Here is a 25,702-nt window from a genome sequence, read left to right on the forward strand (position 1 = left end):
TTTATTACATAGATAGGAGCGATGAGCTTTATGAAATCAAGATTCATCCAGAATGGTTATTTTTTATTACTAACTTTCATTACAGGTTTGTTTTATTTTTGTTTTTATCTAATAGCTCTGCTATTCAGTTTCACCCTTTCATTTACGGTAGTTGGGATTCCATTAGTTATACGCGTACTACAAACTACCACACCCTTTATCCAATTCGAGCGCATACAAACGAAAATTTATACTGATATTTCGACAGAATCTTACGATAGAAGTGTAACAACGGATACATCGGACTGGGCGCAAGTAAAATTAGGACTTACGGATCGCCACACCTGGTCTGCTGTCTTTTGGTTAATGCAGAAATTTGTGATTGGCATTTTCAGTCTCATTAGTGCAATCATTTTTTATGTAATGCCACTTATGTTCCTGTTAGCACCACTATTGTATCGATACATCGATATGAATATTATTTTCATACAGATAGATACTTTTCCCAAGTCACTCCTTGTAATGTCTATCGGTATAGTGTTTACCGCCATAAGTATTAAAATAGTAGATGGTTTAACGAAAAAATTTGGAGGTTATACACGCAGTATGATTCAGCAACTAAATCGATAGAAGTTTGTAGTCTACGAATAGTAGGCAGTTTAAACTTAAAAATATAACAATGTAAGAAGGATTATTCTATAATATAGGAAATGAGAAAGAAGGCTACTTAGGGGGTAAATAAATTGTTTGATATGGTTAAATATTGGTTTTGGTATGATTGGATTATGTTAGGAATCCGTCTACTTGTTAGTGTGTCTACCCTCCTAGCAACATTAAATTTCCAGGATGGTTTAACATTACCACTTTGGATTATTATTATTTGGGAAATTATTGCCTTCTCTATTCCATGGGTAGCCTTACTATTCAATTATAAATATTACTTATTCACAGAAATATTGCTATATGGTGGACTATGTATATTCTTAACCTCTTTATTTCCAGAAGCTTACAATATCTTTCTTATATCGGTATTTCTTATCGCAGCAAATAGTAAGCATTTGTCCTATTATTGGACAGCTCCAACAACAGTTTTTATAACAACTGGAATTTTCTATGCGGTTGCGCAAAGTAATAGCTATTGGGTTATGGTCACCTATTATGGATTCGCTTATGTAATGGGATTCGCCTTTCATTTATTAATCGTCAATCATAAGCAAAATGAAGCAATTCGTAAACAAAACGCAGTACTTGAGCAATATATGTCTCAGATTGAACGCATAACACTGGCAGAGGAACGAAACAGACTGTCGGGTGAGCTTCATGATACAGTTGGTCACGCTTATACTTCTATTATTATGGGGATGGAAACGTTGCGCACCGAACTTGCTACTGAAATGGGTATACAGAGGCTAGATTCTCTGCTTGAAATGGGACGTAAAAGCATCGAGGACGTGAGAGGTTACCTACATCAAATGGAGTCTCCGTGTCAATCGCCCTCCTTAATTCAATCTCTACAAAATCTTGGAGCCGAATTTCAGGAGCACGCTCAGGTTACTGTAAGTTTTCGGGCATACGGAGAGGAATATCAATTGTCTCGGCAAGCGAAGATAGCGTTCATTCGTTGCTTACAAGAATCTCTTACAAATGCAGTACGTCATGGTCAGGGGACTGAAATTATAGTTTCATTACAGTTTGAACAACAATATACGAGGTTAGAAGTTCAAGATAACGGAAAAGGAAATGTAGAATGGCAGGAAGGCTTCGGTATGAATGCGATGAAAGAACGGGCAATGAATTTGCAAGGTCAATTGTCTGTATATACAAAGCCAGAGGAAGGAATGCTTGTTACATGTACCATACCGCGACAAACTGAAATAAAAGATGGACTTATTCGTTTGTTAATTGTAGACGACCAGCCATTTGTTCGGGAAAGTTTGAGGACACTACTCGATAGATATGAAGATTTAAATGTAGTCGGTTTGGCTGAGGATGGCAATCAAGCCATCGATTTGTGTGGGCGCCTTCAACCCCACGTTATACTTATGGATTTAGATATGCAGCACATGGATGGAGTCGAAGCAACCAAAAAGATTAAGCAACAATGGCCACATATCCGCGTATTGATTTTTACAACTTTTCAGGATACCGAACAGGCGTTGGAATCACTTCGCAACGGTGCGGATGGTTTTTTACTCAAATCTATTGAAACATTGGAGCTAGCTAATACGATCCGACTTATTCACAAAGGTGGGACACTGATTGATCAGGGAATGTCTCACAAAATATTTGAGAAGTTTGATGAGCAAATCGAGACACCACAATCAAAAGCAACTGCTTATGAGCTAACAGCTAGAGAGATAGAAATATTGCAGCTAGTAGCAAAAGGACTTCGATACACTACCATAGCATCAAGGTTATATTTATCGAATGGTACGGTCAGAAACTATGCTTCCACAGCTTATACAAAGTTAGGAGTCCGTAACAAAGAAGAAGCTGTTCAAAAGGCTCTAGAAATTGGAATTATTGAATAACAAAATGTTATGCGGTGTATAAAAATGAGCAACAAAGAAAAAGAACGCTTTGTGTGGTTTCTTTTGTAACAGAGTAAATAAGGCCCGTTATCGTATAAGTAAATGTTAAAACACTTACTGTTTTGTCATAATAAAATCATTGAATCTTATTCTCTAAAATACAAAAGCCTACTATCAATTTAACTGATAGTAGGCTTTTAAAATGATTTAAGAACTGGGTTATGTTCTAATTTAACAGTTTTCATCAGTGGAAATATTATCACTTCGGCTGTAAAGTTAACACTTTCCCTTCTATTCCCTCCATATTAAGTGTAGTCGTATGATACTCACCATTCACCCAATCATCTATTTGATCATGATACCAATCGCTTCTAAAATGTCCTGACTGTCCCGGCCCCACTATATGATAACCGTTTGACATATCTTTCGTATCAATGACAAATCTCCATGAAGCACCGTGATTTACAATACCGTTATCTCCGTAATTCGCTGCTTGAACCGTAACTTGACTTCCTCCAATTGGAACTGGTTTCTCACGATTAAATGCGAGTAGTGCTAATATACTAGATGATCTCGAAATTGGATGTGTAAAAGCAAGTTGATGGTAATCGCCCCACTTCCATTCTCCAACATCGGATCCATACTCCTTCTGCAATTTCTTCATTACATTTGCATACGACGTATGTACAACTTCCGTGAAGCCACCATACTTTGAAAACCAAGTGCTATTTTCACCATTTACTTGTTTACGAATTAATTCATCGACAACTTGTTGCTTACCTTCAAATAACTCCATCACATCTTTCGGAATTTCTTTTGAAAATACTGTATTAGAAATCTCTTTCATTACTAAATGAAAAATTAATGGTGCTGCTTCATCCTTACTATCGTAAAAATTCCACTTCGATAATTCTTTTACTCCTTCTTTCTCTACTTCTGATAAATTTGTTTTATTTAACTCATTCAAAAATATAGGAACAAACTCTTTCCCATATAAATTTTTTTGATCCATCTGTAACTCTTCTAAATCTTTTACCGTATACTTATCCTTCTCTTGCAAAAACTCTTGAATACGCATTTGTCTGTACGGCTGCGCCCACGTATTACTAATATGGTATGGATAAGCGTCATCAACAATTTTATTATTCGCAGTTGAAATGAACCCTTGTTTTGGATTTATTACTTTCGGAAGCTGATCAAACGGAATATACCCTTCCCATTCATATTCATCTGTCCATCCAGGTACAGGCAAACTACCATCGCCTTTTTTACGCACTGGTATATTTCCGTTCGCTTTATAAGCAATGGTTCCGTCGTTTGATGCAAACAAAAAGTTTTGAGTCGGTGTGTGAAAATCTTGAAGAGCTGTTTCAAACTCATTCCAGTTTTTTGCTTTATTCATATTTAATACTGCCCTTAATTCAGCTGAAGGCTCTAAAGCAGTCCACTTTAAAGCGAATACTGTTTTCGTTTTCTCCTTACCCTTATCCGCAAATTCTGAAATTACTGGACCGTGCCTCGTAATTGTAACTTTATAAGGGATTGTTTTTCCGCCCTTTACCTTAATAGATTCGTCAACAACAGCAGCCTTTTCCCACTTATCGTTATACAAAAATTCATTTTCATTATTAGGATTGCGCTTTTCAATGTATAAATCTTGTACATCTGGTCCTGTATTCGTAACGCCCCATGCAATTTCCTTATTGTGCCCTAGCATAACACCAGGTACGCCTGCGAAAATAACTCCACTCACATTTATATCTTTCATTTCTAATTCAGTTTGATACCATATAGACGGCGTTGCGAGAGATAAATGAGGATCATCCGCTAAAATCGGCTTACCAGATGCACTCTTCTCACCGCTCACAACCCAGTTATTACTCCCATTAAACTCTGGTGGAATGATCGTCTTTGAAAAACTTTGTGCTACATTTACATTTGTATTTTTCAGTTCAGCTAGTAATCTAGGTGCATCTTTCGGATAAGCCGGAAATAGTTCAGCTGCTTGCTTTTCCGGAAGATTTTTCAACGCCCAATATCGAAATGCTTGTCCATGCCAATGTCCTCCTAAATCAAACGCCATATACTTTCCGATCGTTAAAGAATCAACCATTGACCATTCAGTAGGTTCATAACCTAATAAAGTAAACTCAACCGGCAATTTCTTTTCCTCTTTTGCCTCACATATAAAAGCGTTCACTCCATCAGCAAATGACTGTAAAGCATATTTCGCTTCCCCATCATATTGACTAACAGATGCTTCTGCCGCTCGCCGTAAACCGAGCGTTCGAAACAACTTATCTCTATCAACAGCTGCTTCCCCTACAACTTCACTTAACATACCAGAAGCTTGCCTTCTACTTAAATCCATTTGAAACAAACGATCTTGCGCTTGTACATACCCTTGCGAAAAATATAAATCATGTGCATTTCCCGCTTTAATATGCGGTACTCCTTTACTATCTCGCTTCACCGTAACAGCGTGTTGTAAATCCTCTAGCTTTATCGTTCCATCTATCTTTGGCATAGAACTAAGCGTATATATGTTCAAAAAAATCATAACGCAAATAAACAAAAAAAGAACGATACTACTAGACCAAATGAAAATTCTTTTTCCCCTATTTCGTTTCTTTTTTATAACGACTTCCATACAATCCCTCCTCTCTCAATCTATTCGCTTCTATTGTAAAAGAACCTTTTAGAAAAGAAGAAATCATTACTTGCTCATGCTATGGATCATACAAACTGAACACTTCTCTCTTACGCACTATTTCCTTTCCTTTACTGAATCTTACTCGTCCTTTCTTACACCAATTCCTCAAAATCCCATTTACATAAGCAAGTGTTCCCTTATTATTTTCAAACGCGATTTTAAGCGCCTCTAATACTGTCTCTCCTGAAACTTTTTGTATCCACTCCTTCAATTCCTTCACGATATATGGAGATAGACTACTTATATTTTGTTCGTAAAACTTATAAACTTTACTATGCGAAGTAGCCTCTTCTACCGTTTCTACCTCTTTCATATCTTCTTTCTCTTCAATAACTGCTTGTGAACCCTCTTCTTTCGGCATACCAAAATACTGTAGTAATAATGGAATCTTGTATTCTTCTTCAAGACATTTACGTAAAAACATATGTATGAACTCGTTACTTTTCACAGTCTTTAACTCACGTAACACACACTTCTCTACATTCGTATTTAAAATAGGGTTATAATGTAGCCAATTTATTATGAATAACTCTTTCGTTTCCGCATCATATAAAATCTTCCCGTATTCCACAAACCGGTTCAATAACTTCTCAACAGTCTCCATACTGTAACCAGTTTCAAGCTCTGCCAAACGCTTTGGCATTATGTAAATACCACATTGCTTCGTTTTCGTACCAGTTAACAAATATATATAAAAATAACGCTCTTCTGGCGTTAAATCTAATATGAATTCATCTTGCCAAAAGTTCACCTGCACATTACGGTACACCGCCATCAGTTTCCCTCCACTCTTTGCTAGCAAATAGGAAAATTCCAATCCTTCAATATAAATATAGGAATGAGGTAACGGTTTTGGCATTCGAATTTCAATTTTTTTTACTACTACTACACCGGTTTTATTTTTTCGCGCTTTTTTGTTCTTGTAGTTGTTTTTGTTTTTGTTTTTTCTTAGTGATTTATTACTTGGTAGGTGCTTATAAGGGGCTTTGAAGGGGGTTATATAGTGTTTGCATTCCCCTCTTATCTGATGTCTAATTACAAAGGTCTCCAACAAACTTCATACATTGCAGACAGCCATTATGATTCACCTGCTCATATTTACCCGAAAACAAAAAGCACTTGTTGCCTTCGTAGACAATTCAGTGCTTTAAGGTTGAAAGTTTATAAATAAAAGTGTCTATAATCGACATAGTTGATTGAAATACAATTCTGTTACATTTATTTTAGTAACGATAATATGATACATACCGAATTATCTATAACTGAACGTTCTGGACGAGATTTCATTAACACTGTTAATCCAATTAATGAAGTGACTAGCGTTTGTGCTAATGCTTTAGCATTCACATCACTTTGCAGTTCTCCAGACTGAATACCTTTGGCGATTAATTCTTGAAATATAACTGAAAGATACATTTGATGTTCTCTAGTCAACACTTCAAATTTTTCATTATGAGGGGCAATCTCAACCATTGTGTTAATACAAAAACAGCCTTTATTTGATTCTCTTTTATATTCCTCTTCCACCATATTTTCAAAAAACATACGAATTGATTCTTTGACAGATTGTTCTTTTTGAAGTTTTGTTCGAATGCTAGCTGCGTGTAAATTCGTGTATCTCCGTAATGCAGCTTCAAACAGCCCTTCTTTATCACCAAATGCCGCATATAAACTCGGTCTTTGTATTTCCATTTTAGCAGTTAGATCACTTAATGAAGTAGCAGCGTATCCTTTCTCCCAAAAAAGTTGCATAGCAGCATCCAAAGCTTTTTCTTCATCAAATTCGCGTAGTCGAGCCATTTAACCCCTCCTCTTTCTTCATCTGTTTTCTAAATTACAAATCACGATTTTATGTACTAATCAGTATATTATATATCGTATAAAATTATAAATGATATGTCAAAAGAAACTGAAATCACTTTACAATTCACTTGACATAGTAACTTCTCCCTGTTTATATTTTACTTACGAAATAATATACCGTTCGGTACGTTATTTTTCAAAAAACAAAAGGAGATGCTATTATGGATGCTAAAGAAAAAATGACAACTACTCTTACTCAGAATCATGATCAGTTCCAATTACCTACCAATACAATCATGCCTCGCTATATAACTCTATTATTTTCAATAGCTTGCGGGATGGCTGTGGCGAATATATACTTCGCTCATCCTCTACTTGATTCTTTATCAAATGAGTTTAAGATCAACCATTCAACTATTGGTGTCGTTATTACGATTACTCAAGTTTGTTATGCACTCGGATTACTTTTATTAGTTCCACTTGGTGATTTATTAAACCAAAAAAGACTTATTATTGTTCAAATGCTTTTATCCGTTTTCGCTTTAATTGTGGTCGGAGTCGCTCCTTCAAGTACCGTACTTTTTATAGGTATGGCCTTCGTCGGAATTCTTGCGACTGTTACGCAGACACTCGTCGCATACGCATCCATTTTAGCTAACCCAAAAGACCGTGGGCGAATAGTAGGTTTCGTCACGAGTGGTGTCGTAATAGGAATTCTACTTGCACGTACATTTGCCGGAACATTAACAGATCTAGCGGGATGGCGTTCCGTTTATCTTACCTCTGCTGTACTTATGCTCTTCGTAATTGGTTTGTTATATCGTAATTTACCTAATCTTGAACATAAAAAAACGGCTATGACCTATCGTAAACTATTACGTTCTGTTCTCTTATTATTTGTAGAAGAAAGGATCTTACGTATTCGCGGAATATTAGCATTGCTTATTTTTACTTCCTTCAGTATTTTATGGACTTCATTAGTTTTACCTCTAAGTGCTGCACCATATAATCTATCACATACAGCTATCGGAGCATTTGGTCTTGCTGGAGTTGCTGGTGCATTAGCTGCCACTAAGGCCGGACAACTCGCTGATCGCGGATTCGGAGAAAGAACTACTGGCATAGCCTTATCCTTATTATTACCTTCATGGCTCCTAATTAAATTAATGAACCATTCTCTATTCCTACTAGTTATCGGCGTTATCCTTTTAGATTTAGCTGTGCAAGCTGTACATGTCACGAACCAAAGTATACTTTTCACAGTGCGTCCTGAAGCGCGAAGTCGGCTCACTGCTAGTTATATGATTTTTTATTCTATCGGCAGTGCTACAGGTGCAATTCTTTCCACAAACATTTATGCAAGCTACGGATGGAACGGAGTTTGTATATTAGGTGCATCTGTTAGTGCTTGTGCTCTTTTATTCTGGGCAATGACCTTACGACGATCATCACAACTAAAAGAAGAATAATTCATTTGTGTATTTTTTAATACGTGTTTTTCTACAAGGCTATAAAGTGAAACTTTGATCAGTGGGGGTTTTGCTCATCCCCCACTGATTATTAACCTACACCAATCGGGCGTTTACGGGCAGCCCGACTCCCACAAATAGCGGGATAAAATATCATTTACTTTTTAACATAAATCAACGGCATTTTTAATATAAAAATGCCGTTGATTCCAAATTTTATGTATGCGATTCGCCATTTCATGATAATAGATTATATACTAGCGAAATATATCTATTACAAATTACCTTTAACTTGTCCAACAATCTCATTTATCGTATTTCGATCAAACTTATCACTAATTTCGTATGGCTTACGATCTCCTACTAATTGTACCCCTACGATGTCTTTGCGGTCCTTACCATATTGCACTTCAATAATAGATCCGCGCTCTATTTGTTTCCAAATGTAACCAGCTTCATCTTTATTATCTAAAATAATACAGTCCTCAATATTTTCATCAATCCCAATTAACTTGTTATCATCCATATACCCAACCTCGTATTGTAGACGTTCTTTCGCTTTTCCGCTTACTAATATACCTTTGCTACCATATGAGTAATCCGTATAATCCTTTTTCTCCGCTTGTACCGCTTTCGGCTCTTTTGCTTCAGTTTTTTCAGCAGTTCCACACCCCGCAATAAGACCGATTGGCATCACCGCCGTTACTACTACTCTAGTAAATTTCTTTATCATTTGTAACCAACCTCACATACTTATTTGTATTAAATGATAACTCATTAAATAAATGTAAGTTATTTCCATCCTAATCTTGAACTTTATATGCTAACTGATTGTTTGGGATTATATTTTCCACTCCATTTTCTAAACGTTTATTAAGGTGTAAATAGATTAAGAAAGCTTCCTTACCTTACTTGTGACCTTCTCACAACTATAGATAGCTTGTAGCAGTTACAAAATCAAAGCCTTCAAAATAACTAACTGAATTGCCATACTGAAAATTATAAATTAAAACAATAGAATTATAGGATTTATTTAATTTAACTCCTTCCTTAATTCGAGAAAATATTTTATCATCATATGAACATCCTGCTAATAACACAGAAATATCATCACTCGCTTCTTCTAACACTTTCTTTTCAATAAAATCCTCATCTACATCAATCATATCAATATTAAAATCAACAAAAAACCTTGCTGGTATAGAGTCTCCTTCTTCATCATACGTAGCATCCGTATATACATCTAACTGATCTTGCGTTTGCATATTACCCAACCATATTGAAACCATTCCATGTACTTCCATCAATAGTGTCCTCCATTATGAAAATATATTATACTTTCTCGTTCAACTTATACTTTAAATATTCAGCAATTTTCATCTCCCCTCTTTCAATAGCAAATGTATAAGCATCCATATCTTTCATATTATTACCGGAATATTTTATCGTGATATCTATACCATTCATAACTAGCAATTTAACAATTTCAAAATGACCACTATATATTGCAGCAAACAGAGGACTTCTATCCGATTCACTTGTATCCATTTCAACATGATGTTTAATGAGATACTCTGCAATATGTAAATATCCTTTTGTAGCCGCTCTTTCAAGGACATTTGTAGAAAAAGTACCACCCTTTGCATGAATATCTATCCCTGAATTGACTAAGTACTCTATTATTTCTAAATGTCCATGAGCTGTCGCTACATGTAACCACGTACCAAATGGCTTCACATATTCCAACATCTTCGGCTCTCTCTCAAGTAAATCTCTTAACGTGTTTAATTGACCACTCTTTATAGACTCTCTAATTCTTTTCGCAATTTGAATCTTATCCATTGTATTTCTCCTTTAATTCTTATCTTGCAGAACTAATTTTATAACTTATCGACTACTTTAAAACTCATGATTCCTATCACTCACTTTTTCTATATTATACCATTCTCTCAATTAGCTCTGTCTTCATTTACAATAAAATGCAATTCATTTTATTCAAAAATCAGACCGAATGTCGAGAAACTATAGAAAGTAAACATGCCTCTTGAATACAATTATTATTAAATTTGAGAAGTATGGAAGACTTGATACAAAATACAAACTAGATAATTACAATTAAAAGGGTCTTTATATTAAGAAAGGAAGTGCACAGCTATGGATTTTAAAACAGTGATGCATGAGCTTGAATCCCTCGGTAAGGAAAGAACGAAAAAAATATACATATCTAACGGTGCACATGAGCCAGTTTTTGGAGTAACTACGGGCGCTATGAAACCAATCGCTAAGAAAATAAAATTAAATCAAGAGTTAGCTGAGGAACTTTATTCCACAGGTAACTACGATGCAATGTACTTTGCAGGCATTATTGCAGATCCAAAAGCTATGAATGAATCTGATTTTAATCGTTGGATGGATGGGGCGTATTTTTATATGCTATCCGACTATGTTGTAGCAGTAACTTTATCAGAATCAAATATCGCACAAGACGTTGCCGATAAATGGATTGCAAGTGGGGACGAGCTTAGAATGTCTGCAGGCTGGAGTTGCTACTGCTGGCTTTTAGGGAATCACAAAGACAATGAATTTTCCGAAAGCAAAATTCCCGATATGCTTGAACTGTTGAAAAATACAATTCATGATTCGCCATAACGAGCAAAATCCTCTATGAATAATTTTCTAAACACTGTGGCAATTTCATATGTGCCACTACACGAAAAGGCAGTCGAGACTGCAAAAGAAGTTGGTATAGTTGAAGTAAAACGTGACAACAAAAAAGTAGTTTGCTAAATGCTCACGAAAGTATTCAGAAAGAACTTGATAGAGGAAGACTTGGTTTCAAACGTAAATATGTAAGATGTTAAAAGTATAAAGGTGTCAATCTAAGCAAGATTGACACCCTTTTTGTAGATATTAAAAGTTACGGGGCGGGGAACCAATCATTCATTTCCCACTGTACATCTTATCCGTTAGAAACTTCTTCTTTCAATTTATATACCCTATCTCTTTTCTCATCATTTTTGATAAAAGTAAGCTTCCCTTCCGTAACAAAACCCTCTAATATTAAGCATACTTGTCCATATGCTTTCGGCTTATTCGTAGTGAATCTTTCATCGGGTATTTTACCAGATTGTATTAATCGTTCGCATAGCTCAAGTGCACTTATTTCTTCAGAATCAATTAATTCCAAAATATCTTTTTGTAATGGCGATAAAGGAGCTGGTATCTTAGATACCTCAGCTACCTCCACCTTTTCTTTTTCTTCTTCAAATAAATCTTCAAATGAAATTTGATTCATTACATCTTTTCCTTTCTGACAATGGATTTGTATAACATGAACTGAATCCTATATGTACTAGAACTTTTAAATTTAGTTATTGTCATGTAGTCCTTACCCTATTACATGAATTTCATACATTATGTACAGCGTTTCAAGTAGTATGTTTCGATTATACCAAATATACGTTCTGTTATCTATTGTAAAATTCGTTATAGCAGGACTGAAAGCAATAGTGAACATCATCTGATTTGTTAGTTGCACAAAACATGTAACAAATCTATACTCATCTTTTAGTTTGTCAGCCACTTCTATAAAAGTAAGACTAGAGCCACCTAACCCATGTAAACAAAAGATAACCGGATTTTTCTTATTATCCCATTCTGTGATGTGTACTTTCTTATTTCGATTATTAACACAATTTGTAAGATGCTAACAAATAAACAACACTACCAATCGCAGTGTTTGGGCTGCCTCCACATGTCTATCAAGCTAAGAAAAGCGAACATCCAAAACAAAAAAGATGGCGAGGTTAATGTTGTAGCATCTGGAAAGCAGGCAGTCTCTAAAGCCTAGTTAAGCAGATACAGTAATCAAGTATTCTATGTTACGAATGAAAAAGGATCTGATATGAATATCAGATCCTTTTTCACTGCTTCTTTTATAAATTTAAGTTCTTCATACATACATCGTTTCACACGAGGTTGCTATTTACTAGTACACGATAACCGGTTCATACGTGCTTAAATTATTATACACAGTATTTACAATACTAGAAGGCAGGTTCACACATCCTCTAGATCCGCCTTTTCCCGTAGCAATGCATAATTTATTTCCTTTAAGGAAAGGAAATATGTCCACTGGCTTTTTAATAGAATCAAAGTGTATTTTTATTTGTCGGACTTAATCTTTTCGCAATACTCTTCTAAAGTTAACCCATTTTCTTTTAGATAAATAGCAACTTCTTTTCCTACATAACGATAATGCCATGGCTCATACTTAATACCAGTAATATTCTCTTTATCTTTTGGATAGCGGAGAATAAACCCATACTCTGCAGCATTCTTATCTAACCATTTGAATGCATCAGTCGTTTCAAATTTTGCATTTAAATCTTCTACCGTATTCTGCCATTCAACTGAAATAATGTCTAACGCTAATCCAGTATGGTGTTCACTTGCACCAGGATACTGAAGATATTCCAATGCCTTAGCACTAGCCTCTTTATCCGACAAACCTTGAGATTTATAGCTTTTAACTGAAGCATCATAATAAGTTTGTTGTAATTTTATAGCTCGATAACCTGATCTTAAATAAAGGTTGATTCCCTCTTTTTTTGCAGCTGTTACCATATCCTGATAGGAAGTTGCAATTCTGCTATCGATTTTCATATTTGGCTTAGCATTTTGAGTGATACTTGTTAATTCAATTCCTAGTTCCTTTGATAACATATGCTCTCTATTTACAAGGATAATTCTCCAATCATTAAGATCAGAGATAGGTAAAACATCTTTTTTATTCGCATTTATCTCATTTTTATTTTTATCGTTATTATTAGTAGTTTCCTGAGATGTTTGCTTTCCACTACAAGCAGCAAGGCTCCATCCCATTGCCAATACCAATGCTAAAATTATAAATTTTTTAATTGTATCTCATTCCCTTTTTGTTTATTAGTCTTTATACCAATTTCCCAACACATCTCTAGGAATCTCCTTGAAATCCTTCAAAGAAACGGGGCCGACAAATTTTTTAATCCCATGATTTTTAGAATCTTCATCCGAATAATCTTTTAAAAATTGAATTTTAAATTGTTTCTTACCATCAGCATAGTCGGTTACTGTCGGTACGAGTGCCGCTTGTCGTATACCAAAAGTTTTATCTTCATACTTGACGAATTGTATATAAGATAGTCCTCCAACCAATGTTTCTAATTTTTCTTGAGCAGAAATAAGATTTCCAAGAGAATAATAGATTAGCGTTTCATGTCCATCTTTATTTTGTTTCCACTCAATTGGTTGAATTACATGTGGATGATTTCCAATTACTACATCTACACCTAAATCTGTTAAATATTGAGCAACTTCTTTTTGTTGCTTTGAAGGTGTAGTGGTATATTCTACTCCCCAATGCACCATAACAATCACCATATCAGAGCTATTCTTTGCCTTTTCCACATCATTTTGGATCGCCTTTTTATCAATTAAATTTAATGCCCAAGACTTATCAGCTGCAACTTTAATTCCATTCGTACCGTATGTATAATTAAGTAGCGCAAAACGAATACCATTTTTTGTAATCGTTTTTATTTCATTGCGTTCATTTTGACTCTCATTAATGCCTAACGGGATAACATCCGGATATTTCTTCCAGTATTCTCTTGTATTCATAACACCGTTAATACCCATATCCATAGCATGATTTGTCGCTTGAGTCACTATATTGAATCCAGTGTCCACTAAAGATTGACCTACTTCTTCAGGTGTATTGAAAGTAGGATATCCCTGTACTTTTAGATTATTTCCTGCAATTGGAGTCTCCTGATTCACTATAGCAAGATCACTTGATTGAACAGCTTTTTTTATATTTTCATAAATATAGTGATAATCATATGAACCGTCTTTTTGTTTGCCATCTTTAATTACTGCATCATGATATAAATTATCACCCGTTGCTATTAAATTCACAGCCGATTTTACTTTTTTATCTTCAATAAAATTAGGAGATTGTTGAATAGGACTTTTATCTACCCAATTTGGTGCTTTTAATGATTTATCTATATTTGATTGAGCCGGTGGTAATGAAGCTTTAGATGTCTTAACATCCGTATTACCACAAGCGGTTAAAAGCACTAAAAAAATAAGACATAATAAAAAAATTCTTTTACTTCTCTGTAAATTATGTAACATGTGATCCTCTTTTCTGTTTTATTACTTATAACCAGTTCTAACAAATAACTTTTTAAAACAGCGTATTTTGGTTTTACACTTAATCATGGAAGGGTTACATCTACTTCGGAATATTCGGATAATCGTTTTCCACTTTCTAACAATCTATCGATTCCATCAGAATTGATAGATTGCTAGAAAAACATTATCCACCAGGGTGTCGACCAGATTTTAATCAGCATCCTCCAGATATTGAATTTGATATACTTGTTCCAATTGTAGTAGCTGGTTAATCTAAACAAGAAAGGAGAATAGTTCATATAGCCTCCTCTCTTGCTTTACGTTTGTGAGTGGCTCCAAAAAGAGGGAATCGTTGCCGGACCCCCTTTAGATATTGCGAAATCTTTGTAACTAATTTCTTTAAGTTGAGCGACAATCATTCTACTGATAACAACAAGTAAGACCCAAGAACTTATTTTACCAATATACGAAAAAAGTATCAATATTTTCTGCGATCCGTATAAAGAAGCCAATTAGGAGAAATGAAAAAGGAAGTGGCATTTTATATGTGTTGTTTCGCACTGTGAATTGTACATAAGTTTTAGCAAAAATAATAAATAAAGGCTCTATTGCAAAGTTTTCTACATGAAGCTACACTTTAGAAAACAGGATCTAGGAGAATTGGGCATGTCTTTTCGTTCTTCCCAGAAAATATATTTTCCTTCACTGATCAATTGTAAAAAAACAAGCCATCCAATTCATAGAGGATGAATTGGATGGCTTGTTCTGTATCAAAAAGAAAATCTGTTATTTGATTACTTCAATTTCCCCTCAAAAACAATTTTTCTACCACACGGTTCAACTTCTGTTTTCCCGTCTTTCTTCACCTCATGAAAGATTGGCTCTTCCATGCGACGAGACGGTGCATATCCTTCTTGTTCCATACGTGCTAAACAGTCTGTAATTGTTTCGTTTTCTAGTACTTCAAATTTCTTTTTATTAGGTTGTTTTGTCATGCCCTAACCTACTTTCTATTTTTCTTGATGCGAATTGATTCTTCATGTAAATAATATATAACATTGCGAGAATACCCATTATAATCATAACTGCAATAAAAAAGCTTGTATACTGTATTTTTTCTATAAATACGCCTCCTAATACAGGGCCCATAATACTTCCTATACTAAAGGCGATTCCGGATAATATATTACCTGCTGGTAGTAAGTGCCTCGGTAATAAATCTGTCATAAATCCAAGACCTAATGAGAAGCACGAGCCAATGACCATACCAGCTAAAAGCATACAGGCAAAGACGATCCAGTAATATTGATCAAATACTGCTGCAAGTAGGAAAATGCCAGTACTTACGCTGAACATCCACGTTAAAATACGATCTCTTCCGTATTTATCACTTAACATACCGAGCGGGATTTGTGTAATAATACCTCCAACTGCGAATGCTGGTAATAAGAAGGAAACTTCCGCTACAGACCATCCTTTGCGAAGTGCGTATACTGGCAAATTACTATTTAACATCGCTTCAAGTACACCGTATGCAAGCGGACCAATTAACGCAATCCACGCTAATCCAACGACTTGTTTATAACGAGAAAAGGATGATTCACTTTCAGCTTTCGCCTCATCTTGTGCTGGAAATGCATTTTTCGTTGGTAGTAGTAAAAGCCAACCTATTAAGCAAAGTATAGTAGATACGATAAATGGTGTTGCAAGACCGTACTGAACAGTGCTTGCTAAATACGGACCAACTGCGAAACCAATTCCGAAGAATACACCGTATATCGATACTTGTCTACCTATTTTACTAGGATCTGACGTTGTCGTAATCCATGTTTGCGTTCCGACATGGAGCATATGATCTCCAACACCAACTAGGAACCTAAGAATAAACCATACCCAAAATGAAAAAGTTTGTGTAAAAAAGAATAATGAAATAATAACGAGAAACCCACCAATTACGATAATTGGTTTCATTCCAAACTTTTGCATCGGTTTTTCAAGAAACGGTGAAATAAATAATATCCCGATGTATAATGCCGTTGCATGAATACCGTTAATACTTGAACTAACCCCTTCTTGTTCAAAAATCATTGCAATGGCAGGTAAGAGCATACCTTGTGATAAACCTGAGATTGCCACAATCCCAACCATAATCCAAAAAGTAAAACGCATCGACATCCTTTTCCCTCTCTTTCTCACGCTTTCCAACTTTCATTATAAACTGTTTCTTTACATGCGTGTACGAATATTAGCAATAAAAAAGAAGCTAAAAGAATCAACCTTTTAGCTTCTTATCCTTCCCAAACTTGTGCTTTCACATGGTAATGAAAATGTTTAAAATATGGATTTTCATAAAATGAAGGCCCAAATAAAATCGGATGTGTATGGACCATTGATTGCTGCACTTGTAAAGGAACTACAGCTGGTGAAACTTGCATATACATCGGATCAATAATAATTTTTACATATTGGTGATCATTATATGGAGAATGATATATTAAAAATGGATTATGCATTGACTCTCTCCCCTTATACATACAAATGCTATAGTATATGCAAGTTTTGTATTTCGGGAATTATTTATTGTCTAACCAATCCTCTACATGCTGTATAAACACATCTAAACAATCAATAAACGGTGAATGCCCACAGTCTTCTAACACCTTCAACTCCGCATTTGGCAAATGTTTCGCTAATTCCTCACCAACTACTTGTGGTACGACATAATCGCGGTCACCTTGTATGACGAGTGTTGGGGCTTGAATACGGTGAATATGTCCATTTCCTCGTACAACACCATTATGTTCATCTGAAATATTAAATGTAACTAATGAATAGTTCACATCAACGAAATTGCGCTGCGTTAACATATCATCTAAATACTTTTCATAACGATCCGGTTCAGGTTGATTATGTGTATATATTAATAGATTCCATACTGTACGGTAATATACTTTATTCATATTTTTTATTGCATCTAGTACGGGGGCAATTTGCACTGGATCTTGCGCAATTTCTTCTTTCGTTTTTAATAAACTCGATACGATTGGTTGCCCGTTAATATCTTTTTTAAATATCGGGTATCCTTTCATCCCTACCGATTCTACTAATATTAGTTTTTCTACAAAAGTTGGGTGGCTCGCTGTAAACTCCATCGCAACACCGCCGCCCATTGACCATCCCATTAATGAAAATTTCTTTACATTTAATTTATCTATAAAAAGTTTCACATCTTCCGTAAAGTCTTGCAAAGAATCTATCGGCTTATTATACGTTGATTGTCCAAATCCTCTTAAATCAATTGCGTAAATATGATATTGATTTTGTAGTTTCTCAATAACTAAATCAAAGTGTTGTGACGATGTCATATTTCCATGAATGAGCACGAGTATTTCTTCATTTTGCCTTCCAACTTCTTGATATGCAATCGTTTCTCCGTTCGATAGTGAAACATACTCCATTGTTGCAGGCTTAATCATCACAAGTTCCCCCATTCTTTTAATAGAAAGAAAATTCTTTACTTAATTAAAGAATACCACACAGAATGTATGTTCTCAATATAAAATCTATACGAAATTTCCACATAAAACTGCATGTCTATTACTAGACAGTTATTATAAAAAAGTATATAGTTAGCTAGGTAACTAATTTGAAAGGATCCAAATACATGGACGAAAAACAACATTTTTTCCACATTGTCAGTCAAACTTCTCGTAAGTTTACGAAGAAATTTAATGAACGTGTATCTCCAACAGGATTATTTAGTGCGCAATGGGCTGTTATTTTCCGCATTAATCAAACTGGATCTTGTACTCAAACAGAATTATGTCAGTATTTAAATGTTGAATCACCAACGATGACCCGCACGTTAACACGTATGGAAACGATGGGCTGGATTATTCGTACGGAAGGAAAAGATCGCCGTGAGAAGCTCATTTCCTTATCGGAAACAGCAATAGAAATGATTCCAGTATGGCAAGAAGAAGTTGATTCCTTTGAAGAAAAGACGCTAGAAGGTATTAAAGAAGAAGACTTACATGAAGCTTTTCAATTGTTACAACAAATTATCAAAAATTTAGATCATTAATATGGAGGGATGACGATGCAAAGTGAAAAACTTTGGACGAAGGATTTCCTCGGAACTTGTTTTAGTAGTCTGTTTCTCTTTTTAACATTTTACATGCTTATGACTACTCTGCCTGTCTATGTTATAGACAGCCTAAAAGGAAAACCTGAGGAAATTGGTTTAGTTGCAACTGTTTTTCTTATTTCATCTGTTTTATGTAGACCATTCACAGGAAAATGGCTCGATGATTTAGGAAGAAAGAAAATATTATTCATTTCACTTTCACTATTTTTAGCCGCTACTGTTATGTATTTCGGTACGCAAAGTTTATTTTTATTACTTGCCCTTCGCTTCTTACATGGTATTGGATTCGGAATGGCAACAACAGCAACTGGAACAATTGTAACTGATGTAGCACCAGCTCATAGACGCGGTGAAGCACTTGCTTATTACGGCGTATTTATGAGTCTACCGATGGTAATTGGTCCTTTTTTAGGTTTAACAATTATTTCTCATTTTTCATTTACTGTACTATTTATCGTTTGTTCAGTATTTTCATTACTCGCATTTTTATTAGGATTACTAGTCGATATTCCGCATGAAGCACCAGTAAACAAACAAAAACGAGAAAAAATGAAATGGAAAGACTTAATTGAACCATCTTCTATTCCGATCGCTCTGACAGGATTTGTTTTAGCCTTTTCTTATAGTGGCATTTTATCCTTTATTCCTATTTATGCGAAAGAACTCGGTTTAAGCGAAATTGCAAGTTACTTCTTTATTCTATACGCACTTGTTGTGGTCATTTCTCGTCCATTTACAGGGAAAATATTTGATCGTTTCGGTGAAAATGTACTTATTTATCCAGCTATCATTATTTTCACAATTGGGATGTTCATTTTAAGCCAAGCGCAAACTTCATTTTGGTTCCTTGGCTCAGGTATGTTAATCGGTTTAGGATACGGAACATTAATTCCAAGTTTCCAAACGATTGCAATTTCTGCCGCTCCAAACCATCGACGTGGTTCTGCGACAGCTACTTACTTCTCGTTCTTTGATAGCGGCATTGGCTTTGGTTCTTTCATTTTAGGTATAGTCGCTGCCAAATCAAGTTATCATAATATGTATTTTATCGCAGCTATTATCGTTGCGTTCACTTTACTTCTTTATTATGGATTACACGGACGAAAACAAAAATTCAAGAAACAAAGTACAGATGGACAAATCTCTGCATAACGCTCATAAGGAAAGTAAACTTACCCGTTTACTTTCCTTATTTTGTATTTCTTTTAAGACGAGCGTATACTTATAATAGAAACTAAAGGAGGTACATACATGAATGTAAAGAAATCTCCCCTGCTATTACTGTTACTAGTATTACTATTCGTAGTTACAGGGCTTGGGTTTACTTTTTTTAAACATAATAAAACGACCCCCACTAAAGATACTGTCACAAAAGAAAACTGGTTAGACGATCCTTACTTACGCTGGTCGTATACACATATGAAAGAATTTACTTTAATTAATGAAGTAAAAAACAATCCTGACCAAGTTGCTCCCTTCCCTACCGCGTTACAAAACTTAGACGATTTTGCTGTGGAGCGTAGATTTGGAAATACAACTCCTCTAAAAAAACTTTTAGACGAAAACAAAACAGACGCTTTTGTCGTTGTACATAATGGCCAACTTGTTTATGAGCGATATTTCAATGGATATAACGGGAGTGATCCTCATGGAATGGCATCATTAGCAAAGGTGTTTACTGGTGCAATCATACAATCTCTCGCTGAAGAAAATCTTATTGATGTAGAGAAAACAGCTGACACTTACATAAAAGAATTAAAAAATACACCGTTTGGTAAAGCAACACTTCAGCAATTACTGGACATGCAAGTTTCCGCTGAATACCCTACTCACGGATATATGCAGCTAGGACTAGAAAATCAAGATGCACAACTATATTTAGCTAGTAATATTTTACCCCGAGGTAAAAATTACGAGGGGCCTATGAAAATTTATGATATGTTACTAGAGGCAGAAGAAACTGCACCGCCTGGCTCCGCTTTTTCTTACAATAACGGCTCAAGTGAAACACTCGCTTGGATTATCCGAACAATCACTGACAAATCATTAGCGGAAAATGTAAGCGAGCAAATTTGGTCTCAAATTGGTATGGAAGAAGACGCTTATTACGTTACAGATGAAACAAAAGTAGAACAAGCAAGCGCTGGTTTAAATGCAACTGCTAGAGATATGGCGAAGTTCGGGCAATTACTTTTAAATAATGGTCAATATAACGGAAAACAAATCGTCCCTTCTTCTATTACAGAAGGTGTAAAAAATGTACAAGAAGGCGAACTCGCAATTGGCAGCGGCGCTTCAATTTCTTATCATAATCAATGGTGGATTCCGCATAATGAACAAGATGCTTTCGAAGTGTTAGGCAGTTACGGACAAACTCTTTACATCGATCCGACAGCAAATATGGTAATCGTCCACTTCTCTTCTAACGCTGCGCCTAGTAATGAAATCCATTCGGTTTATTCCGATATGTATGTTGATATTGCACATCATTTGGAGAAGCTTCCGCGGTAGTGGAGGCTTTTTTATTTACACAAATCCTATTCCAGTTATCACTTGGTTATTAGAAGTTGCTGAAAGGATTACTATTTGAACCACGCCTAAACCCTATTTATAGTGATAATATTTTATAAATTTGAAAAGACTAGTGCTTAGGAAAGGAGGGATTGTGAATGTCTGTGAAAAAGCTATTAACTGGATTAATCATTTCACTTGCGATGATTGTAGTTATTACTACTTTAGGATCACTCCGCGTATTGGCCGAACCCGACGTTGTGAGACAGCCTATCGAGGTTGAATTGAATGATGATTACTTTAATCCGAATGTCATCACTGTTCCGGCTGGGAAAACGACAACGTTGCTATTAAAAAACAAAGGAAATAGAGATCACACCTTTACGGTGAAAAAGCTCGGAATCGACGCTGAGGTCCCGCCAGGAAAAGAAAAAACAATTACCGTAAAACCTGAAACTCCCGGTACATATGAACTAATATGTCGGTTCCACTACTTGAAAGGAATGGATGGAAAAGTAATAGTCAAATGACAAAAAGTACCGACCAATCCTTACTTTTTTAAAACGTGAAACTCAGATCCTTGTGGGCCATCCCCCCACTGATTATTAGCCCTCACTAATCATTTTTTTACGGGCAGCATAAAATCTTTACGCTGTCGTAGCGTACGAAATTTGTGTTTTGTTGCTGCTATCCCATGCCCATCAACTTAAGAAAATAGATTCACCCCAAAACGAAAAAATGAGCTTTTCTGTTAAAAGTTAGCACAAAATTTCGTTCTGGGGGTATTTGTTTTTCTTAGCTTGATAGCAATGTGGCGGTACCCCATTACGAAAGAATAGAATAAAGAAGAAATATTCCTTAACGTACAATTTTCTTTTTTCGATCGTGTGACCCCTAGTAACTGAGTAGTTATAAAATAGCTTCCTTCTCAGCTTCATTCCTTTCAGAAACTTCAAGTTTCATATATATAGAAGAAACATAGTTCCTTACAGTCCCTTCAGATAAAAATAATTTTTTTGCAATTTCTTTATATCGAAGTCCCTCTTTAAGAGCACCTAAGACCTCAATTTCACGTCGTGTCAATTCATAAGGATACTTTTTGGGTATTGAGCTATATGCTTTAAACAAACGATTCGCAACACCTTGAGACAACATAGTCTCTCCTGAATTTACCAATCTAATTGCCGCTACTAATTCTTTAGGTGGGGCAGATTTAAGTACATATCCTTCAGCCCCTGCTTTAAGTGCTTCAGAAACACTAGAAGATTCTTCAAAAGTCGTCACTATAATAACTTTCGTATTTGTTTTGATATTTAACTGCTTTTGTTAGATGTAAAGTATTCCAGATACTGATGGCATTGATAATTATGTTTAAGGCACTGGCCCTTTGCAATTGATGCTGTATGGTTTGTTCCCTAAGCTCACCTTATTTTCCGAAGAAAATAGCTCTTGCAAGTCCATTCATGGCTTCTCCTTTAATTCGAATGGTGGCAGCACCTTTTATTAGAATTGTCCCCTTAGTTTAACAAATGCTTTTTTGTAAATAATATGTTTGTTAAACAATTAATTAAGGGGGACTTGTATGCCACAGGATCGGAAAGCAGAAGTTCAAAACGATGCATACGAAGGAAAAGAGATCATGCCAGATAATCCACAATATCTACCGCGTCACGTGCAAATGGAGCTGCCTCACGAATTTTCTGTAAATCCTCTGTTTGCCCGCGAAGGAGAATCAGTCGTTCCGCGCTTTCACATGCCTGATGAAGGCATGTTACCAGAAACAGCGTATCAAATCGTCCATGATGAAATTGCTCTTGATGGCAATGCCCGCTTGAATCTTGCAACATTCGTTAGCACATGGATGGAGCCTGCCGCAGAGCACTTATATGCCAAATCATTCGACAAGAACATGATTGACAAGGATGAATATCCACAGACAGCCGAAATTGAGGAGCGGTGTGTCCGCATTTTAGCCAACCTCTGGCATTCGCCCACCCCCCTTACGACTATGGGCGTTTCAACAACTGGATCGTCGGAAGCATGTATGCTCGGGGGGCTTGCGTTAAAGAGACGCTGGCAAAATGCACGCAAAAGCGAAGGGAAGCCGGTGGATCGGCCCAATATTGTGTTTAGTTCTGCTGTTCAAGTCGTTTGGGAAAAGTTCGCGAACTATTGGGAGGTTGAACCACGCTATGTGAAGGTTAGCCCAGAGCATCCCCGATTGGATCCTCAGGGGGTCCTCGCTGCCGTGGATGAAAATACGATTGGTGTGGTACCGATTCTCGGTGAGACTTATACCGGGCTTTACGAACCGGTTGCCGCCATTGCGAAAGCGTTGGACGATTTACAGGAGAGGACGGGCCTCGACATTCCCATGCATGTGGATGCGGCTTCGGGGGGATTTATAGCACCGTTTCTTCAACCAGATTTAGTCTGGGATTTTCAATTACCGAGGGTGAAGTCCATCAATGTATCCGGACATAAATATGGATTAGTCTACCCTGGGTTGGGTTGGATAATTTGGCGGGAAGCTGAAGATCTCCCTGAGGATCTAATCTTCCGCGTCTCCTATTTGGGCGGGAACATGCCGACTTTTGCCCTGAATTTCTCTCGACCTGGCGCACAAGTGCTCCTGCAATATTACAATTACCTGCGTTTGGGGAAAAGTGGGTACTATGATGTCCAAAGGGCTTCTCAGAAAGTCGCTCTTTTTCTTAGCAAGGCGATTCAGAAGATGGAACCGTTCGAACTTTTGTCCGATGGTTCGGATATTCCGGTTTTCGCTTGGCGACTGAAAGATGGTTACACATTAAACTGGAATCTTTATGATTTATCTCGACAATTGCGTGTGTTCGGCTGGCAAGTACCCGCCTATCCATTGCCTCCAGATATGGAAGCGGTGACGATTATGCGCGTTGTGGTTCGAAATGGATTTTCCATGGATCTCGCGCATTTATTTTTGAGGAACCTCAAACAGACCGTTGCCTTTCTGGATTCCCTGGACGGGCCTATGCCACATGATACGAAATGTGATAATGGGTTTCATCACTAAATGAAAAAAGCCTAATTTCTTCACATTAAATTGAGAAATTAGGCTTTTTAATATTGAAATTTCCTTAACGTTGTAAATCCGCATTTTTCTGACGCTACCCCATAAAGAAAAGACACCCTAAGGTGCCTTCCTCCGACTTGAACCATCTAAATTTTAATAATATGTATTGGACTCCCATCCAAATATTATTTTACTATGTTAAGTTATATTGTTCATTGAGGGTATCGCCAGCATTTCGAAAAACCCCAGGTTAAGCAAAAAATATAATAAGCCGCCCATATGGACAGCTTATTTACATAATTATCGTTATCGGAAGATATGTTCATAAATAATGAAAACTCTTCTTTATAATAAACATAATAAATAAAGTATTTGCATTTAAACTTTATAAAACTCAAATGTATTTTTTTCTAAACATATTGTTTCATTAGAATTTTTGATAATAATATTAAAACTTTGACTATACGGATGCATAAACACTTCATACTGAATCCGACGTTCTTCATGAGACTTCCTTAAATAATTAATATCGGCTCCTCTTTCAATAATATCACGGCTAGACCTTCTCATTAATTCTGTTTCTCCATCTGTATAGAAGTAAATTTTCAAATCAAATAAATTTGGATTAATAAATGCGACACTCATTCCTTCTACAATCGTCACCTTATTTTTCGAAGAAATTAACTCACTTTTTATATAATGTGTATCCATTGTATAAAAATCTAAACCAGCTCTTACCATTTGAACATCTCTTTCTAACGCAGACAAATGATGGGCTGATGGATGACAAGCTGTCATTTTATCATAATGATTTTCATTCTGATATGTATAGTGGATATTTGTATACTTTCGTACATTTGAACTAACAATGTATGGATCTGTATTAATATAATTCACTTTATTTTGATTTAATTGGTTTATGAGCTTATTGGCGAACGTTGTTTTTCCGGCAGCACCGTGTCCTGAAATGCCAATAACAATCTGTTCATCGGTCATACTAATCCAATTTATAATTTCTTGTAATAACTTTTTCATTATTCTCCCCCTGTTACTAATATATCCCTTTATTTATATCATCTTAATATAGAGGTATCCTTCTATAAAATCATACACGAAGTGAAAAAATGGTATGATTATCCATCATATCATCTCTATTTTAAAAAAACTATATTAATTTTCGAAGAATTTTATTGTTATTTAAACAACAACTTTATTATTTAATAAAAAATTCTTTCTCTAGGGGTAGTACCACATGCCCATCAACTTAAGAAAATAGATTCACCCCAAAACGAAAAAATGAGCTTTTCTGTTAAAAGT

General features: G+C 35.8%; 23 protein-coding genes and 5 pseudogenes. 9 read left to right on the plus strand and 19 right to left on the minus strand.

Translation table 11 applies throughout. The features are described from left to right. Window positions 1-30: 30 nt before the first annotated feature. Together NSQ47_RS10005 and NSQ47_RS10010 are read left to right on the plus strand one after the other, a co-directional pair. Window positions 31-609, plus strand: coding sequence for a sensor domain-containing protein (locus tag NSQ47_RS10005; RefSeq protein WP_002084562.1), 579 nt, complete (start codon window positions 31-33; stop codon window positions 607-609). Window positions 610-722: 113 nt separating this feature from the next. After that, entirely contained in the window at window positions 723-2,510 is a 1,788-nt protein-coding gene (locus NSQ47_RS10010) for a helix-turn-helix transcriptional regulator (RefSeq protein WP_215579029.1), read from the plus strand. Between the two features lie 259 nt (window positions 2,511-2,769). On the opposite strand, the gene NSQ47_RS10015 is transcribed toward NSQ47_RS10010, so the two are convergent. From NSQ47_RS10015 to NSQ47_RS10025, 3 genes are all read right to left on the minus strand, one after another. After that, a complete protein-coding gene (locus NSQ47_RS10015; protein WP_340824749.1) occupies window positions 2,770-5,160 on the minus strand; it encodes a penicillin acylase family protein in 2,391 nt (796 codons plus the stop codon). 79 nt (window positions 5,161-5,239) lie between these two features. Then, entirely contained in the window at window positions 5,240-5,998 is a 759-nt protein-coding gene (locus NSQ47_RS10020) for a DnaD domain-containing protein (protein ID WP_341036756.1), read from the minus strand. Between the two features lie 443 nt (window positions 5,999-6,441). After that, complete coding sequence (locus NSQ47_RS10025) at window positions 6,442-7,023, minus strand: TetR/AcrR family transcriptional regulator (RefSeq protein WP_002161157.1); 582 nt, start codon at window positions 7,021-7,023, stop codon at window positions 6,442-6,444. 224 nt (window positions 7,024-7,247) lie between these two features. Here NSQ47_RS10025 and NSQ47_RS10030 point away from each other — a divergent pair, with 224 nt between their 5' ends. Beyond that, the gene (locus NSQ47_RS10030; RefSeq protein WP_341036757.1) at window positions 7,248-8,495 is read left to right on the plus strand and encodes an MFS transporter; all 1,248 of its coding nucleotides are present in this window, start codon (window positions 7,248-7,250) and stop codon (window positions 8,493-8,495) included. A 274-nt stretch (window positions 8,496-8,769) separates the two neighbouring features. Here the strand turns inward: NSQ47_RS10030 and NSQ47_RS10035 are convergent, their stop codons facing one another. The 4 genes and pseudogenes from NSQ47_RS10035 to NSQ47_RS10050 form a co-directional block, all read right to left on the minus strand. Next, window positions 8,770-9,228, minus strand: a complete 459-nt coding sequence (locus tag NSQ47_RS10035) for a hypothetical protein (RefSeq protein ID WP_078181543.1) — start codon at window positions 9,226-9,228, stop codon at window positions 8,770-8,772. After that, a pseudogene (locus NSQ47_RS10040) lies at window positions 9,209-9,400 on the minus strand (hypothetical protein); the annotation flags it as partial. The pseudogene NSQ47_RS10040 and the gene NSQ47_RS10035, both read right to left, overlap by 20 nt. A 24-nt stretch (window positions 9,401-9,424) precedes the next feature. Then, complete coding sequence (locus NSQ47_RS10045) at window positions 9,425-9,799, minus strand: immunity 22 family protein (RefSeq protein WP_341036758.1); 375 nt, start codon at window positions 9,797-9,799, stop codon at window positions 9,425-9,427. Window positions 9,800-9,827: 28 nt separating this feature from the next. After that, on the minus strand, window positions 9,828-10,337 hold the full coding sequence (locus NSQ47_RS10050; protein WP_341036760.1) for an ankyrin repeat domain-containing protein: 510 nt from the start codon (window positions 10,335-10,337) through the stop codon (window positions 9,828-9,830). Window positions 10,338-10,649: 312 nt separating this feature from the next. Between NSQ47_RS10050 and NSQ47_RS10055 the strand changes: the two are divergent. After that, window positions 10,650-11,356: pseudogene (locus NSQ47_RS10055) on the plus strand (DNA alkylation repair protein). Between the two features lie 98 nt (window positions 11,357-11,454). Here the strand turns inward: NSQ47_RS10055 and NSQ47_RS10060 are convergent. From NSQ47_RS10060 to phaZ, 9 genes and pseudogenes are all read right to left on the minus strand, one after another. After that, the gene (locus tag NSQ47_RS10060; protein ID WP_088078909.1) at window positions 11,455-11,790 is read right to left on the minus strand and encodes a DUF3895 domain-containing protein; all 336 of its coding nucleotides are present in this window, start codon (window positions 11,788-11,790) and stop codon (window positions 11,455-11,457) included. A 249-nt stretch (window positions 11,791-12,039) separates the two neighbouring features. Continuing rightward, window positions 12,040-12,159 (minus strand): annotated as a pseudogene (locus NSQ47_RS10065) (alpha/beta fold hydrolase); the annotation flags it as partial. 500 nt (window positions 12,160-12,659) lie between these two features. Then, entirely contained in the window at window positions 12,660-13,391 is a 732-nt protein-coding gene (locus tag NSQ47_RS10070) for a M15 family metallopeptidase (protein WP_321145680.1), read from the minus strand. 48 nt (window positions 13,392-13,439) lie between these two features. Beyond that, window positions 13,440-14,675: a CapA family protein gene (locus NSQ47_RS10075; RefSeq protein WP_016100474.1), complete on the minus strand. Its 1,236-nt coding sequence runs from the start codon at window positions 14,673-14,675 to the stop codon at window positions 13,440-13,442. A 317-nt stretch (window positions 14,676-14,992) separates the two neighbouring features. Continuing rightward, window positions 14,993-15,275: pseudogene (locus NSQ47_RS10080) on the minus strand (DUF817 family protein); the annotation flags it as partial. Between the two features lie 194 nt (window positions 15,276-15,469). Next, window positions 15,470-15,670: an NETI motif-containing protein gene (locus NSQ47_RS10085; protein WP_000166302.1), complete on the minus strand. Its 201-nt coding sequence runs from the start codon at window positions 15,668-15,670 to the stop codon at window positions 15,470-15,472. Continuing rightward, a complete protein-coding gene (locus NSQ47_RS10090) occupies window positions 15,654-16,850 on the minus strand; it encodes an MFS transporter (protein ID WP_088099277.1) in 1,197 nt (398 codons plus the stop codon). Before NSQ47_RS10090 ends, NSQ47_RS10085 begins: the two co-directional genes overlap by 17 nt. A 113-nt stretch (window positions 16,851-16,963) precedes the next feature. After that, window positions 16,964-17,188 (minus strand): hypothetical protein, encoded by a 225-nt coding sequence (locus tag NSQ47_RS10095; protein ID WP_002161145.1) that lies wholly within the window; start codon window positions 17,186-17,188, stop codon window positions 16,964-16,966. Window positions 17,189-17,248: 60 nt separating this feature from the next. Then, window positions 17,249-18,151, minus strand: a complete 903-nt coding sequence (gene phaZ, locus NSQ47_RS10100) for an intracellular short-chain-length polyhydroxyalkanoate depolymerase (RefSeq protein WP_002110842.1) — start codon at window positions 18,149-18,151, stop codon at window positions 17,249-17,251. Between the two features lie 188 nt (window positions 18,152-18,339). On the opposite strand from phaZ, the gene NSQ47_RS10105 reads away from it, so the two are divergent. From NSQ47_RS10105 to NSQ47_RS10120, 4 genes are all read left to right on the plus strand, one after another. Next, complete coding sequence (locus tag NSQ47_RS10105; protein ID WP_002013810.1) at window positions 18,340-18,759, plus strand: MarR family winged helix-turn-helix transcriptional regulator; 420 nt, start codon at window positions 18,340-18,342, stop codon at window positions 18,757-18,759. A gap of 15 nt (window positions 18,760-18,774) precedes the next feature. Then, complete coding sequence (locus tag NSQ47_RS10110; protein ID WP_002110844.1) at window positions 18,775-19,974, plus strand: MFS transporter; 1,200 nt, start codon at window positions 18,775-18,777, stop codon at window positions 19,972-19,974. Window positions 19,975-20,073: 99 nt separating this feature from the next. Beyond that, window positions 20,074-21,333, plus strand: coding sequence for a serine hydrolase domain-containing protein (locus tag NSQ47_RS10115; RefSeq protein WP_070139690.1), 1,260 nt, complete (start codon window positions 20,074-20,076; stop codon window positions 21,331-21,333). A gap of 158 nt (window positions 21,334-21,491) precedes the next feature. Continuing rightward, window positions 21,492-21,863: a cupredoxin domain-containing protein gene (locus NSQ47_RS10120; RefSeq protein WP_341036762.1), complete on the plus strand. Its 372-nt coding sequence runs from the start codon at window positions 21,492-21,494 to the stop codon at window positions 21,861-21,863. Between the two features lie 379 nt (window positions 21,864-22,242). Here the strand turns inward: NSQ47_RS10120 and NSQ47_RS10125 are convergent, their stop codons facing one another. Together NSQ47_RS10125 and NSQ47_RS10130 are read right to left on the minus strand one after the other, a co-directional pair. After that, on the minus strand, window positions 22,243-22,617 hold the full coding sequence (locus tag NSQ47_RS10125; RefSeq protein WP_341036764.1) for a response regulator transcription factor: 375 nt from the start codon (window positions 22,615-22,617) through the stop codon (window positions 22,243-22,245). A gap of 4 nt (window positions 22,618-22,621) precedes the next feature. Then, window positions 22,622-22,810: pseudogene (locus NSQ47_RS10130) on the minus strand (Tn3 family transposase); the annotation flags it as partial. A 105-nt stretch (window positions 22,811-22,915) separates the two neighbouring features. Between NSQ47_RS10130 and NSQ47_RS10135 the strand changes: the two are divergent. After that, the gene (locus tag NSQ47_RS10135; protein ID WP_097834529.1) at window positions 22,916-24,385 is read left to right on the plus strand and encodes a glutamate decarboxylase; all 1,470 of its coding nucleotides are present in this window, start codon (window positions 22,916-22,918) and stop codon (window positions 24,383-24,385) included. Between the two features lie 378 nt (window positions 24,386-24,763). Here NSQ47_RS10135 and NSQ47_RS10140 read toward each other — a convergent pair whose 3' ends face one another. Further along, complete coding sequence (locus tag NSQ47_RS10140; RefSeq protein ID WP_002199897.1) at window positions 24,764-25,420, minus strand: uridine kinase family protein; 657 nt, start codon at window positions 25,418-25,420, stop codon at window positions 24,764-24,766. Window positions 25,421-25,702 lie beyond the last annotated feature (282 nt).

It is taken from the genome of Bacillus sp. FSL R10-2780 (assembly GCF_038006125.1).
GTDB lineage: Bacteria > Bacillota > Bacilli > Bacillales > Bacillaceae_G > Bacillus_A > Bacillus_A cereus_U.

Bases quoted from the DNA above. Each gene is read 5' to 3' on its own strand.
- NSQ47_RS10110 (WP_002110844.1), top strand. From the start codon at position 18,775: ATGCAAAGTGAAAAACTTTGGACGAAGGATTTCCTCGGAACTTGTTTT.
- NSQ47_RS10035 (WP_078181543.1), bottom strand. From the start codon at position 9,228: ATGATAAAGAAATTTACTAGAGTAGTAGTAACGGCGGTGATGCCAATC.
- NSQ47_RS10050 (WP_341036760.1), bottom strand. From the start codon at position 10,337: ATGGATAAGATTCAAATTGCGAAAAGAATTAGAGAGTCTATAAAGAGT.
- NSQ47_RS10005 (WP_002084562.1), top strand. From the start codon at position 31: ATGAAATCAAGATTCATCCAGAATGGTTATTTTTTATTACTAACTTTC.
- NSQ47_RS10045 (WP_341036758.1), bottom strand. From the start codon at position 9,799: ATGGAAGTACATGGAATGGTTTCAATATGGTTGGGTAATATGCAAACG.
- NSQ47_RS10090 (WP_088099277.1), bottom strand. From the start codon at position 16,850: ATGTCGATGCGTTTTACTTTTTGGATTATGGTTGGGATTGTGGCAATC.
- NSQ47_RS10085 (WP_000166302.1), bottom strand. From the start codon at position 15,670: ATGACAAAACAACCTAATAAAAAGAAATTTGAAGTACTAGAAAACGAA.
- NSQ47_RS10115 (WP_070139690.1), top strand. From the start codon at position 20,074: ATGAATGTAAAGAAATCTCCCCTGCTATTACTGTTACTAGTATTACTA.
- NSQ47_RS10120 (WP_341036762.1), top strand. From the start codon at position 21,492: ATGTCTGTGAAAAAGCTATTAACTGGATTAATCATTTCACTTGCGATG.
- NSQ47_RS10020 (WP_341036756.1), bottom strand. From the start codon at position 5,998: ATGGCGGTGTACCGTAATGTGCAGGTGAACTTTTGGCAAGATGAATTC.
- NSQ47_RS10025 (WP_002161157.1), bottom strand. From the start codon at position 7,023: ATGGCTCGACTACGCGAATTTGATGAAGAAAAAGCTTTGGATGCTGCT.
- NSQ47_RS10095 (WP_002161145.1), bottom strand. From the start codon at position 17,188: ATGCATAATCCATTTTTAATATATCATTCTCCATATAATGATCACCAA.
- NSQ47_RS10060 (WP_088078909.1), bottom strand. From the start codon at position 11,790: ATGAATCAAATTTCATTTGAAGATTTATTTGAAGAAGAAAAAGAAAAG.
- NSQ47_RS10135 (WP_097834529.1), top strand. From the start codon at position 22,916: ATGCCACAGGATCGGAAAGCAGAAGTTCAAAACGATGCATACGAAGGA.
- phaZ (WP_002110842.1), bottom strand. From the start codon at position 18,151: ATGATTAAGCCTGCAACAATGGAGTATGTTTCACTATCGAACGGAGAA.
- NSQ47_RS10075 (WP_016100474.1), bottom strand. From the start codon at position 14,675: ATGTTACATAATTTACAGAGAAGTAAAAGAATTTTTTTATTATGTCTT.
- NSQ47_RS10140 (WP_002199897.1), bottom strand. From the start codon at position 25,420: ATGAAAAAGTTATTACAAGAAATTATAAATTGGATTAGTATGACCGAT.
- NSQ47_RS10030 (WP_341036757.1), top strand. From the start codon at position 7,248: ATGGATGCTAAAGAAAAAATGACAACTACTCTTACTCAGAATCATGAT.
- NSQ47_RS10015 (WP_340824749.1), bottom strand. From the start codon at position 5,160: ATGGAAGTCGTTATAAAAAAGAAACGAAATAGGGGAAAAAGAATTTTC.
- NSQ47_RS10105 (WP_002013810.1), top strand. From the start codon at position 18,340: ATGGACGAAAAACAACATTTTTTCCACATTGTCAGTCAAACTTCTCGT.